13 protein-coding genes and 3 tRNA genes are annotated in these 12210 nt (G+C 68.3%); 13 read left to right on the forward strand and 3 right to left on the reverse strand.

Annotation, left to right across the window (positions count from 1 at the left end):
* Positions 1–497: 497 nt before the first annotated feature.
* Positions 498–758: a hypothetical protein gene (locus tag CJ197_RS01500; RefSeq protein ID WP_102235015.1), complete on the forward strand. Its 261-nt coding sequence runs from the start codon at positions 498–500 to the stop codon at positions 756–758.
* A gap of 76 nt (positions 759–834) precedes the next feature.
* A complete protein-coding gene (locus CJ197_RS01505; protein WP_102235016.1) occupies positions 835–1104 on the forward strand; it encodes a hypothetical protein in 270 nt (89 codons plus the stop codon).
* A gap of 114 nt (positions 1105–1218) precedes the next feature.
* Here CJ197_RS01505 and CJ197_RS01510 read toward each other — a convergent pair whose 3' ends face one another.
* A complete protein-coding gene (locus tag CJ197_RS01510; protein WP_102235017.1) occupies positions 1219–1707 on the reverse strand; it encodes a YajQ family cyclic di-GMP-binding protein in 489 nt (162 codons plus the stop codon).
* A 225-nt stretch (positions 1708–1932) separates the two neighbouring features.
* Here CJ197_RS01510 and CJ197_RS01515 point away from each other — a divergent pair.
* The 11 genes from CJ197_RS01515 to CJ197_RS01565 all read left to right on the forward strand — a co-directional run bounded on the left by CJ197_RS01515 (position 1933) and on the right by CJ197_RS01565 (position 9589).
* A tRNA-Tyr gene (locus tag CJ197_RS01515) sits at positions 1933–2014 on the forward strand.
* A gap of 84 nt (positions 2015–2098) precedes the next feature.
* Positions 2099–2171, forward strand: a tRNA-Thr gene (locus CJ197_RS01520).
* Between the two features lie 53 nt (positions 2172–2224).
* Positions 2225–2301 (forward strand) — tRNA-Met (locus CJ197_RS01525).
* Between the two features lie 98 nt (positions 2302–2399).
* Positions 2400–2570, forward strand: a complete 171-nt coding sequence (rpmG, locus tag CJ197_RS01530; RefSeq protein ID WP_102235018.1) for a 50S ribosomal protein L33 — start codon at positions 2400–2402, stop codon at positions 2568–2570.
* Positions 2571–2760: 190 nt separating this feature from the next.
* Positions 2761–3210 carry a MaoC family dehydratase N-terminal domain-containing protein gene (locus tag CJ197_RS01535; RefSeq protein WP_102235019.1) on the forward strand — a complete coding sequence of 150 codons (450 nt, stop codon included), beginning with the start codon at positions 2761–2763 and terminating at the stop codon, positions 3208–3210.
* A gap of 59 nt (positions 3211–3269) precedes the next feature.
* A complete protein-coding gene (locus tag CJ197_RS01540) occupies positions 3270–3734 on the forward strand; it encodes a MaoC/PaaZ C-terminal domain-containing protein (protein ID WP_102235020.1) in 465 nt (154 codons plus the stop codon).
* Between the two features lie 5 nt (positions 3735–3739).
* Positions 3740–4867: a UDP-N-acetylmuramate dehydrogenase gene (locus CJ197_RS01545; protein WP_102235021.1), complete on the forward strand. Its 1128-nt coding sequence runs from the start codon at positions 3740–3742 to the stop codon at positions 4865–4867.
* A 126-nt stretch (positions 4868–4993) separates the two neighbouring features.
* Positions 4994–6262: a serine hydroxymethyltransferase gene (gene glyA / locus CJ197_RS01550; RefSeq protein WP_102235022.1), complete on the forward strand. Its 1269-nt coding sequence runs from the start codon at positions 4994–4996 to the stop codon at positions 6260–6262.
* Positions 6263–6438: 176 nt separating this feature from the next.
* On the forward strand, positions 6439–7338 hold the full coding sequence (locus tag CJ197_RS01555; RefSeq protein ID WP_102235023.1) for a bifunctional methylenetetrahydrofolate dehydrogenase/methenyltetrahydrofolate cyclohydrolase: 900 nt from the start codon (positions 6439–6441) through the stop codon (positions 7336–7338).
* A 116-nt stretch (positions 7339–7454) separates the two neighbouring features.
* Positions 7455–8705, forward strand: coding sequence for a hypothetical protein (locus tag CJ197_RS01560; protein ID WP_102235024.1), 1251 nt, complete (start codon positions 7455–7457; stop codon positions 8703–8705).
* A gap of 62 nt (positions 8706–8767) precedes the next feature.
* Positions 8768–9589 carry an exodeoxyribonuclease III gene (locus CJ197_RS01565; RefSeq protein ID WP_102235025.1) on the forward strand — a complete coding sequence of 274 codons (822 nt, stop codon included), beginning with the start codon at positions 8768–8770 and terminating at the stop codon, positions 9587–9589.
* 72 nt (positions 9590–9661) lie between these two features.
* Here CJ197_RS01565 and CJ197_RS01570 read toward each other — a convergent pair whose 3' ends face one another.
* The gene (locus CJ197_RS01570; RefSeq protein WP_102235026.1) at positions 9662–10423 is read right to left on the reverse strand and encodes a succinate dehydrogenase iron-sulfur subunit; all 762 of its coding nucleotides are present in this window, start codon (positions 10421–10423) and stop codon (positions 9662–9664) included.
* Complete coding sequence (sdhA, locus tag CJ197_RS01575; RefSeq protein WP_102235027.1) at positions 10423–12198, reverse strand: succinate dehydrogenase flavoprotein subunit; 1776 nt, start codon at positions 12196–12198, stop codon at positions 10423–10425. The genes CJ197_RS01570 and sdhA overlap by 1 nt, the downstream gene beginning before the upstream one ends.
* Between the last annotated feature and the right edge of the window lie 12 nt (positions 12199–12210).

Here is a 12210-nt window from a genome sequence, read left to right on the forward strand (position 1 = left end):
AAGGCCCCATTCCCGGGATCCCGGGGATGGGGCCTTTCCGTATGGAACTCTCCGTGGGGAAGGTGTGGAACTCTCCGTGCGGAAGGGGGGCTCGGCGGCCGTTCAGGACCTGCAGCGGTGCATCGAGGTGCTCGCGCATCACGCGGGACTCTCAGGTGAGTGCGCATCGCGCGGGTCTCTCGGGTGCGCGCGTGCAGCACACCCGTCTCTCAGGGGATCGCGCGGCCCACATCAGACAGCCCAACTATCGGTGCTCGCAGACGGTGCTGAGACGACTCATCCACAGCCTCTATCTCGCTCATAGTGCCTCTGACCAGTATGTTCATGAAGAATTGGGGTTGGGGAGGGGGATGGGGAGTACTCCCCATCGCATTGTCGGCCGGTGCGTTCTAGGGTGAAGACATCACCTGGGGGACAGGGATCGCGGCCGGGAGGTCGCGGTGTCCGGTCCGGTGGGTGGACCGGATGGATCGATTGAGTGTTCTGAGGAGGACAGCATGAAGAAGGGCATGGTTCCGGAGGCCGTTGAGCAGATGGCTCAGCAGATCACGGAGGCTGCGGAGCAGGTGCAGCAGGCCTACACCCAGGCGGCGCAGCGTGTGGGTGAGTTCGACTGGACCGGTGAGGACCGCGACCGTTACGTGACGGAGTTCGAGAGCACTGTGGGTCAGGCTGTGCAGCAGGTTGTGCAGCAGGCCGGTGATTTCGCGGAGCGTGCGGGCAAGAACGCTGCGGAGCAGCGTGAGGCGTCGGCCTGATCGGGCTGGCTTTCATCCAGAGTTTTCTTTTCTTTCTTTTCTCAGGTTTTGCCCGCAGGGGCGGAAGGGGTAGGTCATGGCTTTCAAGGGTATGAATCCCGAAGAGGGACGCGAGGTCGCTCAGTTCATCATGGAGACCGGCCAGCAGATGCTCGAGCACATCGATGCGGCGACGCAGCTGGTGACGTCCGTGGAGTGGATCGGTCCGGACTACGATGCGTACGAGGGTGACTGGAACGGCTTCATCGGCGGTGCCGTGAGCCAGCTGATCGAGCTCATGGAGGCGAAGTCCAAGGAGCTGAACCAGCACGCCGAGGAGCAGGACACCACCTCGAACAACGGCTGACCATCGCGCCTCGCGCGCTATGGCGAAGGCCCCATTCCCGGGATCCCGGGGATGGGGCCTTTCCGTATGGAACTCTCCGTGGGGAAGGTGTGGAACTCTCCGTTCCGAGGAGCCTCAGCGGTAGTTGACGAATTGCAGCGCCACATCCAGGTCCTTGCCCTTGAGCAGCGCGATCACCGCCTGCAGGTGGTCACGGCTCTTCGAGGACACCCGCAGCTCATCCCCCTGGATAAGCGGCTTCACGCCCTTGGGGCCCTCATCGCGGATGATCTTCGCGATCTTCTTCGCGTCCTCCGAGGAGATCCCCTCCTTCAGCGCCGCAGACAGCCGCACCTCCTTGCCGGACTCCTTCGGCTCACCCACATCCAGCGACTTCAGGGAGATCCCGCGGCGGATCAGCTTGGACTGCAGAACATCCAGCACCGCCAGCACACGCTCCTCCGCATTCGCGGACATGAGGATCGCATCCCCGCTGAGCGTGACCGACGCACCGGTGTTGCGGAAGTCGTAACGCTGCGCCACCTCCTTGGCGGCCTGGTTGACGGCGTTGTCGACCTCCTGCCGGTCCAGCTTGCTGACGATGTCGAACGACGAATCGGCCATGCCCTGCTCCTTCCTCCCGGGGGTGCGTGAGGCGGCCCGGGCAGGCCGCTGCTCCCCATCTGCTGTGCTCCAGTGTCCCTGCTCCCCGGCCCCTGCGCACCCTGTGACGATCTTCATGGGCACTGAAGGCCCCCTGGGTTCGCGCCGCCGCCATGTCCCCGGTATGCTGGACCAGGTCCGCTTCCCGCGGCACCGTCCTCGCGGATGGGGCAGGGGAGCAGTCACGGCAGATTACCCGAGCGGCCAAAGGGAGCTGACTGTAAATCAGCTGGCATTGCCTACGGGGGTTCGAATCCCTCATCTGCCACGCAGTGGATCCCTGTGATCCGCCGCACGGGAACAGCCTCCCGAATTGCCTCCGGGCAGCTCGGCAAGTACTGTTCACCGGGTTGCCCTGATAGCTCAGTCGGCAGAGCATCTCCATGGTAAGGAGAAGGTCAAGGGTTCGATTCCCTTTCAGGGCTCTGATGGATGAGTGGCCCGATCTCGTTCGAGGTCGGGCCGCTTCATCGGTCAGGCCGGGGTAGCTCAGACGGTCAGAGCGCACGACTCATAATCGTGAGGTCGCGGGTTCGATCCCCGCCCTCGGTACCACGCCGGTCATCGACCGGAGTGCAGACAACCAGAACCCCCGAGCACGGGGACCTACGAGGTGCGCCGCCGGGCGTGCCACCCGGAGAAAGAGGCGAACCGTGGCGAGCAAGAGCTCTGACGTGCGTCCCAAGATCACCATGGCGTGCGTGGACTGCAAGTCCCGTAACTACATCACCAAGAAGAACCGTCGCAACACGCCGGACCGGCTGGAGCTGTCCAAGTTCTGCCCCACCTGCGGCAAGCAGACGGCGCACCGCGAGACCCGCTGACGGTCCGCACCAGCATCCCGAAGGCCATCCGGAACCGTCCGGATGGCCTTCGGCGTCTCCGCACGGCGCCGCGCTGGCCCCCTCTGCCCGCTTCGGCACAGACCCGCGCCTGCGCCGTATTCGCCGCCGGACCTGAGAAGATCGGCCGCAGCACCCCCGTCGGCCCCATACACCTGACCCGGGAGAATCCATGACCAGCACACCGGACCCCTCCTTCGCCGGCCGCACATACCCGCCCGGCCCCGCGCACGACATCTCCGCCGCGAAGATCGCCGAGTTCGCCCGCGCCACCAGCGCCCCCTCGCCCCTGCACACGGACCCCGCAGCAGCCCGCGAGGCGGGCTATGCGGACGTCATCTCTCCGCCCACCTTCCTGGTCTCCCTCGCCCAGGCCACCGAGGCGCAGTACATCCAGGACCCCGCGGCCGGCATCGACTTCACCCGCGTGGTGCACGGCGAGGAGGGCTTCACGCTGCATCGGCCCGTGGTCGCGGGGGACCGGCTGATCCCCACCCTCACCGTCGAGTCCGTGCGCGCTGCCGGCGGTCACGCCATGGTCACCACCCGCGTGGATATGGCCGACGAGGACGGTGCTGCGGTGGCGAGCGTGAAGAGCATGCTCGTCATCCGCGGCGAGTGACACGCCGCCACGCGACCGCAGCACCCCCGGCCATGCCCATCCCGGACCAAGGAGCTTTCGTGACCACCACCCCCGCCTCGCACTCTGGCGCGGACCTCGCCGCCCTCACCGTGGGCCAGGAGCTCGCGCGCACGCAGCACACCATCACCCGCGACACCCTCGTGCGCTACGCCGGCGCCTCCGGAGACTTCAACCCCATCCACTACAACGACACCGCCGCCCAGGACGCAGGCCTGCCCGGAGTGATCGCCCACGGCATGCTCACCATGGGCACCGCGATCAGCGGCCTGCTCGAGGTCATCGGCGATCCCAGCCTGGTCCGGTCCTACAGCACCCGCTTCACGAGCCCCATCGAGGTGCCCGCCACCGGCGCCGTGCGGCTGGAGGTCACCGCCGTGGTCGGCGCGATCGACGAGGATGCCCGCACCGCCCGCGTGGACATCACCGCCCAGGTGGATGGCACGAAGGTCCTGGGTCGGGCCCGTGCCGAGATCGCCCTGCACACAGTGGCAAAGACGGCATGAGCGGCGTGTCCCTCGCTGACCTCACCACCCTGCGGGTGGGCGGCCCCATCCGCGACCTGGTCCGCGCCCGCACCGCGGAGGACGTCATCGAAGCGGTCTCCGCCGCCGATGCCGCCGGGACCCCGCTGCTCGTCCTCGGCGGCGGCTCGAACCTGCTGGCCGCCGATGACCCCTTCGAGGGCACCGTCGTGCTGCTCGAGGACGCCGACCAAGTCCCGCAGCTGGATGCCACCTGCGAGGTGGGCGCCAGCGGAGAGCCCGACGGCATCGACGTGGATCCTGCCGAGCTCACCCCCCTGGATCCCACCTGCGGCGGGGCGATCGTCGAGCACTTCGCAGGCGTCACCTGGGATCGGGCGGTGCAGTACGCGATCGCCCGCGAGATGGTCGGCATCGAGGCGCTCTCCGGCATCCCCGGCACCGTCGGCGCCACCCCCATCCAGAACGTCGGCGCCTACGGCCAGGAGGTCGCCAGCACCATCACGCGCGTGCGCACCTGGGACCGCCACGAGCGCGCCGTGCGCACCATCTTCGCTGCCGACTGCGACTTCGCCTACCGCGACAGCCTCTTCAAGCGCACCCGGTACACGGGCGGCGCCCCCTCACCCACCGGCCGCTACGTCGTGCTGTCGGTGACCTTCCAGCACACCATCGGCTCTCTCAGCGCCCCCATCCGCTATCAGCAGCTCGCCGACGCCCTCGGCGTCCAGGTGGGCGAGCGCGCCCCCATGGCCGCGGTGCGCGAGGCCGTGCTGCGCATCCGTGCCAGCAAGGGCATGGTCCTGGACCCTGCCGACCACGACACCTGGAGCGCCGGCTCCTTCTTCACCAACCCCATCCTGAGCGCCGAGCAGGCCGCCGCGCTGCCTCAGCAGGCGCCGCGCTACCCCGCCGGGGACGATCGGGTGAAGACGAGCGCCGCGTGGCTCATCAGCCACTCCGGTGTCGAGCTCGGGCACGCCCTGGCGGAGCGCGCGGCGGTCTCCAGCAAGCACTCCCTGGCCCTAACCAACCGTGGAGGTGCGAGCGCCGCGGACATCGTCGAGCTGGCGCGTGACGTGCAGCACCGGGTGCAGCAGAGCTACGGCATCCACCTCGAGCCCGAGCCGGTGCGCTGGGGCGTGGACCTGTGAGCGCACGGCCCCACGGCGGCGTCGCGGGGGCCGGACGCGGATCTGAGCGGTCCGGGGCGCGCTGGCCTGCCCCGGCCTAAGATGACGGGACACCGCGAAGCAGCGACCCCCACCGCAGGAGGCCCCGTGAACATCCTCGACCAGTCCCTGGAGCACCTCGATCCGGAGATCGCGCAGGTCCTTGACCGCGAGCTGGCGCGCCAGCAGCGCACCCTCGAGATGATCGCCAGCGAGAACTTCGTCCCGCGCGCCGTGCTGCAGGCCCAGGGCTCCGTGCTCACCAACAAGTACGCCGAGGGCTACCCCGGTAAGCGCTACTACGGCGGGTGTGAAGAGGTCGACGTCGCGGAGAACCTGGCGATCCAGCGCGCCAAGGACCTGTTCGGTGCGGAGCACGCGAACGTTCAGCCCCACTCTGGCGCCACCGCCAACGCCGCGGTGATGCACGCCCTGGCCCGCCCCGGGGACAAGCTCATGGGCCTCTCGCTCGCCCACGGTGGCCACCTCACCCACGGCATGAAGATCAACTTCTCCGGCCGCCTCTACGACATCGTCGCCTACGAGACCGAGCCCGGCACCGGCCTGATCGACATGGACAAGGTGCGCGACCTCGCCCTGGCGGAGAAGCCGCAGGTGATCTGCGCCGGCTGGTCCGCGTACACCCGCCAACTCGACTTCGCCGCCTTCCGCGCGATCGCCGATGAGGTGGGCGCGAAGCTCTGGGTGGACATGGCGCACTTCGCCGGTCTCGTCGCCGCAGACCTGCACCCCAGCCCCATCCCGCACGCCGACGTCGTCTCCACCACGATCCACAAGACCATCGGTGGCCCCCGCTCGGGGATGATCCTGTCCACCGCCGAGTGGGCCAAGAAGATCGACTCCGCCGTGTTCCCCGGCCAGCAGGGCGGACCCCTCATGCACGTCATCGCGGCGAAGGCCGTGGCGCTCGGCATCGCCGCGACCGACGAGTTCCGCGACCGGCAGGCCCGCACCCTGGAGGGCGCTCGCCTCCTCGCCGAGCGCCTGGGCCGCGAGGACGCCGTCGGCAGCGGCATCAAGGTCATCTCCGGCGGCACCGACGTGCACCTGGTGCTCGTGGACCTGGTGGACAGCGAACTCGATGGCCAGCAGGCAGAGGACCGCCTGCACGAGGTGGGCATCACCGTCAACCGCAACGCCGTGCCCAACGATCCGCGTCCCCCGCGGGTCACCTCGGGCCTGCGCATCGGCACCCCGGCCCTGGCCACGCGAGGCTTCGGCGCTGAGGAGTTCACCGAGGTGGCCGACATCATCGCGCTCGCGCTGACCGACGGCGCAGACCTCACTACCCTGCGCCGCCGCGCCGAGGAGCTCTCCCGCCGCGTCCCGCTGTACACGAACCTCGCCCAGTACTGAGAGGGCGGCGGCCCCGCGCCTGCACGGCGCGGGGCCGTGCCGTGCTCATCTGGCCTGCCTCGATCATCGGCGCTCTTCACCCCCTCGACGCCGAGCACCTGGGCCGGCCGCCGGACCACTGCAGTGCCCTGTCACTGACTCCACTGACCCGTCACCGACTCCATGGAGGAGACCCCATGACCGCACAGATCCTGGATGGAAAGGCCACCGCGAAGGCCATCAAGAACGAGCTCGCCGAGCGGGTCACCGCCCTGGTGGAGGCTGGGCATCGACGCCCGGGCCTGGCGACCGTGCTGGTGGGGGAGGACCCGGGATCGGCGGCGTATGTCCGCGGCAAGCATCGTGACAGCGCCCAGATCGGCCTGGAGTCCATCCAGGAGCACCTGCCGGAGAACACCACGCAGGAGCAGCTCGAGCAGGTCATCGACAAGCTCAACGCGGACCCGGCCTGCACCGGGTACATCGTCCAGCTGCCGCTGCCCAAGCACATCGACACCGACGCGATCCTCGAGCGCATCGACCCGGCCAAGGACGCCGACGGCCTGCACCCCATGAACCTCGGGCGTCTGGTCCTGAACGCGAACCGGCCCATCGAGACCCCGCTGCCGTGCACCCCGCGCGCCGTGATCGAGCTGATGAGCCGCCACGGCCTGGACCTGAAGGGCAAGGACGTCGTGGTGGTGGGGCGCGGCGTGACCGTCGGCCGCTCCATCGGCGCGCTCATGACCCGCCGCGAGCACAACGCCACCGTGACCCTCACCCACACCGGCACCACGGACCTGCCCGTGCATCTGCGCCGCGCCGACGTCATCGTCGCCGCCGCAGGCGTGGCCCACCTGGTGCGGCCCGAGGATGTCAAGCCCGGCGCGATCGTCCTGGACGTGGGCGTCTCCCGCCAGGAGGACCCCGAGACCGGCAAGGCCAAGCTCGTGGGCGATGTGGACCCGGGCGTGGCCGAGGTGGCCTCCTGGATCTCCCCGAACCCCGGCGGTGTGGGCCCCATGACCCGCGCCCTGCTGGTGCAGAACGTCGTGGAGATGGCCGAGCACGCGGCGGGGATCCACGCCGCGGACTGACCTCGTCCGGACGCTCACGGGGCGCCATGGGGAGCTCTCCCCATGGCGCCCCGCTGTGGTGCGACCTACCGTTAGGTCGGCAGGTGTGGATTGACGGAAATGGGAAGAGAACGGGGATGGCTGGCGCATTCTGGGGGATGGTCACAAACGAGGCCGAGGCGCATGTCGCAACGATCGGGCAGCGCGCCCGAGAGCTGGAGCGGATCGCCCTGCAGCTCGCCGACGCGGTGGGCAGTGCACACTGGGAGGGTCCCGATGCGCAGGACTTTCGGGACCGTGCCCAGCAGGTGGATGCCGATCTCGCCCGGGCGGTCGAAGACCTCGTCGGCCGCGGTCGGCAGCTCGAAGAACACATCGATGAGCAGGAGCAGGCGTCGGACCCGCTCGGCTACTTCGCTGAGCAGATATTCGACATGTTCGGCTTCGGCGGTCCGGACCCTCTGCAGTCCCTGAGCACCCTGGGTGCACCGGAGAGCCCGTATGACATCGATGGTGATGACATCGCTCCGATCGGCGAGGACCGCATCAGTCGGCCTGATAACGCGGTGGATCCCGAAACTCCCGCCGATCTCATGACGAATCTGCAGCAGAGTGCGAACGCGAGCACCGAGGACGCTCAGAACATCCGAATCCAGCAGGTCGTGGGGCCCGATGGGAAGAGCACCTACGTGGTCTATGTGCCGGGATCCTACGGGCCGGAGTTCTCGAGAGTGGCCCCCGGAACGCCGGACCGTGGAGCGAACCCCTTCGACTGGAATCAGAATTACGGAGCGATCAACGGCCAGTCCACGGACTCCTCGCGAGCGGTCGCCGCCGCGATGGAGGCCGCAGGTGTGCCGCACGGATCCGACGTCGTGTTCGTCGCCCATTCGCAGGGTGGCGCGGTCGCGAACAATCTCGCGGGGGACCCCTCGTTCAATGCGCCGAACCGCTACAACGTCACCGATGTGATCTCCGTGGGCGCACCGGTGGATGGCAGCGGGCCGCTGGACGGCACCACCGCGATGAACTTCAACCACCAGACCGCTATGGATGAACACGGCAACGTCTTCCTGGGCGACCCCGTGCCCGAGACGGATGGGCTGCGCGCTGTTGATCCGATCATCCCGAAGGGGTACCAGGAGTCCCAGGAGCGTTACGAGATCGGACTTGATGCCTCCAGACCAGGCGGCAATTTCGGTATGGACAACCACAATATCGATCGCTACTCCGAGTCGATCACGCGCGAGGTCGCCGAGAATCCGCACGGCAGGACTGCGGAGTACTTCCAGTCCGACCGCATGCAGGACATCCTGGGACCTGACGCGCACGTGGTCGACTCAGTGGACGTCCGCGTCAGCCGTGAGGACGGTACGTACGAGGAGTGAGCGGTCCTGCGGTGGCGAGGTCACCAGTCGTCCACGCAGCGTTCCCTGCGATAATCAAGGCCATGACCTTCACTCTCGCGACCGTCAATGTCAATGGCCTGCGGGCCGCCGCACGCAAGGGGATGGGGGAGTGGCTCGCCTCGACCGCCGCGGATGTCATCACCCTCCAGGAGGTGCGTGCCCCCGAGGAGCTGCTCGCGGACCTCATGGGCGAGGAGTGGACCATCGTCGGTGAGGCCTCGCAGCTCAAGGGGCGCGCAGGCGTGGCGATCGCGGCCCGCACCGCCCTGGAGCGGATCGACCTCGAGGGGGTGCGCCGCGGCCTCCCCGGACTCACGGCGGATTCCCACACCGGCCGCTGGCTCGAGGCCGATCTCGAGGATCCGCTGGGCGATGGCACCGACCTGACCGTCATCTCCTGCTACATGCACTCGGGCAACACCGAGAAGCCGCAGACCATGACCGACAAATACGAATTCCTCGACGTCATGCTCGAGCGCCTCGCGCAGCTGCGGGCCGATGGCCGCCACGTCGCGCTCACCGGGGACATCAACATCGCCCACACCGAATGGGACATCAAGAACTGGAAGGGCAACCTGAAGTCCGCGGGCTTCCTGCCCGAGGAGCGGGCCTACCTGGACCGCCTGACCACTGAGCTGGACTGGGTGGATGTGCACCGCACCGTGCACGGCGACGGCCCGGGCCCGTACACCTGGTGGTCGCAGCGCGGCAAGGCCTTCGACAATGACGCCGGCTGGCGCATCGACTACCAGCTGACCACCCCGCAGCTGGCCGCACGCGCCACCGCCGCGCAGGTGGACCGCGCCCCGAGCTACGACACCCGCTGGTCCGACCATGCACCGCTGGTGATCACCTACGCCTGAGAAGCAGCACATGCACGGAAGCGCCCGGCCTCCCTGCGGAGACCGGGCGCTTCGGCGTCAAGAGGACGCGGCTCAGATGCGGCCGCGGATCACCGCCTGCTTCACCTCGGCGATCGCCTTGGTCACCTCGATGCCGCGCGGGCACGCCTCGGAGCAGTTGAAGGTGGTGCGGCAGCGCCACACACCCTCCTTGGAGTTCAGGATCTCCAGACGCTGCTCACCGGCGTCGTCACGCGAGTCAAAGATGAAGCGATGGGCGTTCACGATCGCGGCGGGCCCGAAGTACTGCCCGTCGGTCCAGAACACCGGGCACGAGGAGGTGCAGGCCGCGCACAGGATGCACTTGGTGGTGTCATCGAAGCGCTCCCGCTGCTCCGCGGACTGCAGACGCTCGCGGCTGGGCTCCTGACCGCTGGCCACCAAGAACGGCATCACCTCGCGGTAGGAGTCGAAGAACGGCTCCATATCCACGATGAGGTCCTTCTCCACCGGCAGGCCCTTGATCGGCTCGATGGTGATGGGCTTCTTGAGATCCAGGTCCTTCAGCAGGGTCTTGCAGGCCAGACGGTTGCGGCCGTTGATCCGCATCGCGTCCGAACCGCAGATCCCGTGCGCGCAGGAGCGGCGGAAGCTCAGCGAGCCATCCAGATGCCACTTGACCTCGTGCAGCGCATCGAGCACCCGGTCGGTGCCGTGCATGGTGACGGTGAAGTCCTCCCAGCGCGAGCCCTGGGAGTCCTCGGGGTTGAACCGTGCGATGCGCAGGGTCACCTCGAAGGAGGGAACCTGCTCCGCAGCGGAGTCGGCCTGGGGCTTCTCGGCGACAGCAGTCATCAGAAGGTGCGCTCCTTCGGCTCGTAACGGGTGATCACCACGGGCTTGGTGCCCAGACGGATCGGGGTGCCCTCGTCACCCTCCTCATCCGGCAGGGTCTTGTACGCCATGGTGTGCGCGAGGAAGTTCACGTCATCACGCGCCGTGTAGTCCTCACGGAAGTGACCGCCGCGGGACTCGCGACGGTTCAGCGCGCCCAGCGCCACGATCTGCGCCAGATCCAGCAGGAAGCCCAGCTCCACGGCCTCCATGAGGTCCAGGTTGTAGCGCTTGCCCTTGTCCTGGATCGCGACCGAGGCGTACCGCTCCTTGAGGGTGACGATGTCCGCCAGAGCCTTGCGGCAGGTCTCATCGGTGCGGAACACCTGGACGTTCGCGTCCATGGTCTCCTGCAGGTCACGGCGGATATCGGCGATGCGGTCATCGGTCGCGGGCCGGTCGCGCAGGCGCTCCAGCAGCTCCACGGTGGGGGTCTCCACGCCCTCCGGCAGGTCCGCCAGCGAAACCTCCGCGGCGTGCGCCGCCGCGGCGATGCCCGCACGGCGACCGAACACGTTGATGTCCAGCAGCGAGTTGGTGCCCAGGCGGTTGCCGCCGTGCACCGACACGCAGGCCGTCTCCCCGGCGGCGTACAGGCCGGGGATCGAATCGGTCGCATTGCGCAGCACCTCGCCGCGCACGGTGGTGGGGATGCCACCCATCGCGTAGTGCGCGGTGGGGTAGACCGGGATCGGCTCCGTGTACGGCTCCACGCCCAGGTAGGTGCGGGCGAACTCGGTGATGTCCGGGAGCTTCGCGTCGATGTGCGCGGGCTCCAGGTGCGTCAGGTCCAGGTACACGTAGTCCTTGTTCGGGCCGGCGCCGCGGCCCTCACGCACCTCATTGGCCATCGCCCGGGCCACCACGTCGCGCGGGGCGAGGTCCTTCAGGGTGGGGGCGTAGCGCTCCATGAAGCGCTCCATATCGACGTTGCGCAGGATGCCGCCCTCGCCGCGCGCCGCCTCCGAGAGCAGGATGCCCAGGCCCGCCAGGCCCGTCGGATGGAACTGGAAGAACTCCATATCCTCCAGCGGCACGCCGCGGCGGAACACCATCGCGGGGCCGTCACCGGTGAGGGTGTGGGCGTTCGAGGTGGTCTTGAACATCTTGCCGAAACCGCCGGAGGCGAACACCACGGACTTCGCGCGGAACACGTGGATCTCACCGGTGGCCAGCTCGTAGGTGACCACGCCCGCGGCGCGCACGTCCCGGTCGGTGCGTGGATCGCCGGTCAGCAGCACGTCCAGCACGTAGAACTCGTTGAAGAACTCCACGTCCTGCTTCACGCAGTTCTGGAACAGGGTCTGCAGGATCATGTGGCCGGTACGGTCCGCGGCGTAGCAGGCGCGACGCACCGGCGCCTCACCGTGCTCACGGGTGTGCCCGCCGAAGCGCCGCTGGTCGATACGGCCTTCCGGGGTGCGGTTGAAGGGCAGGCCCATCTTCTCCAGGTCCAGGACCGCGTCGATGGCCTCCTTGGCCATGACCTCCGCGGCGTCCTGGTCCACCAGGTAGTCACCGCCCTTGACGGTGTCGTAGGTGTGCCACTCCCAGTTGTCCTCCTCGACGTTGGCGAGGGCCGCGCACATGCCGCCCTGGGCTGCGCCGGTGTGGGAGCGAGTGGGGTAGAGCTTGGTGATGACCGCGGTGCGGGCGCGCTGGGAGGATTCCAGGGCAGCGCGCATCCCGGCGCCGCCGGCGCCGACGATCACCACGTCGTAGGTATGGGTCTGCATGTCGAGTGACTG

Origin of the sequence: Brachybacterium sp. UMB0905, from assembly GCF_002871795.1 — a bacterium.
In the GTDB taxonomy this organism is placed as follows: domain Bacteria; phylum Actinomycetota; class Actinomycetes; order Actinomycetales; family Dermabacteraceae; genus Brachybacterium.

Excerpts from the sequence above, each read along its gene's own strand:
- CJ197_RS01555 (WP_102235023.1), top strand. The coding sequence starts at position 6,439 with ATGACCGCACAGATCCTGGATGGAAAGGCCACCGCGAAGGCCATCAAG.
- CJ197_RS01500 (WP_102235015.1), top strand. The coding sequence starts at position 498 with ATGAAGAAGGGCATGGTTCCGGAGGCCGTTGAGCAGATGGCTCAGCAG.
- CJ197_RS01570 (WP_102235026.1), bottom strand. The coding sequence starts at position 10,423 with ATGACTGCTGTCGCCGAGAAGCCCCAGGCCGACTCCGCTGCGGAGCAG.
- CJ197_RS01510 (WP_102235017.1), bottom strand. The coding sequence starts at position 1,707 with ATGGCCGATTCGTCGTTCGACATCGTCAGCAAGCTGGACCGGCAGGAG.
- CJ197_RS01565 (WP_102235025.1), top strand. The coding sequence starts at position 8,768 with ATGACCTTCACTCTCGCGACCGTCAATGTCAATGGCCTGCGGGCCGCC.
- CJ197_RS01505 (WP_102235016.1), top strand. The coding sequence starts at position 835 with ATGGCTTTCAAGGGTATGAATCCCGAAGAGGGACGCGAGGTCGCTCAG.
- sdhA (WP_102235027.1), bottom strand. The coding sequence starts at position 12,198 with ATGCAGACCCATACCTACGACGTGGTGATCGTCGGCGCCGGCGGCGCC.
- CJ197_RS01560 (WP_102235024.1), top strand. The coding sequence starts at position 7,455 with ATGGCTGGCGCATTCTGGGGGATGGTCACAAACGAGGCCGAGGCGCAT.
- CJ197_RS01535 (WP_102235019.1), top strand. The coding sequence starts at position 2,761 with ATGACCAGCACACCGGACCCCTCCTTCGCCGGCCGCACATACCCGCCC.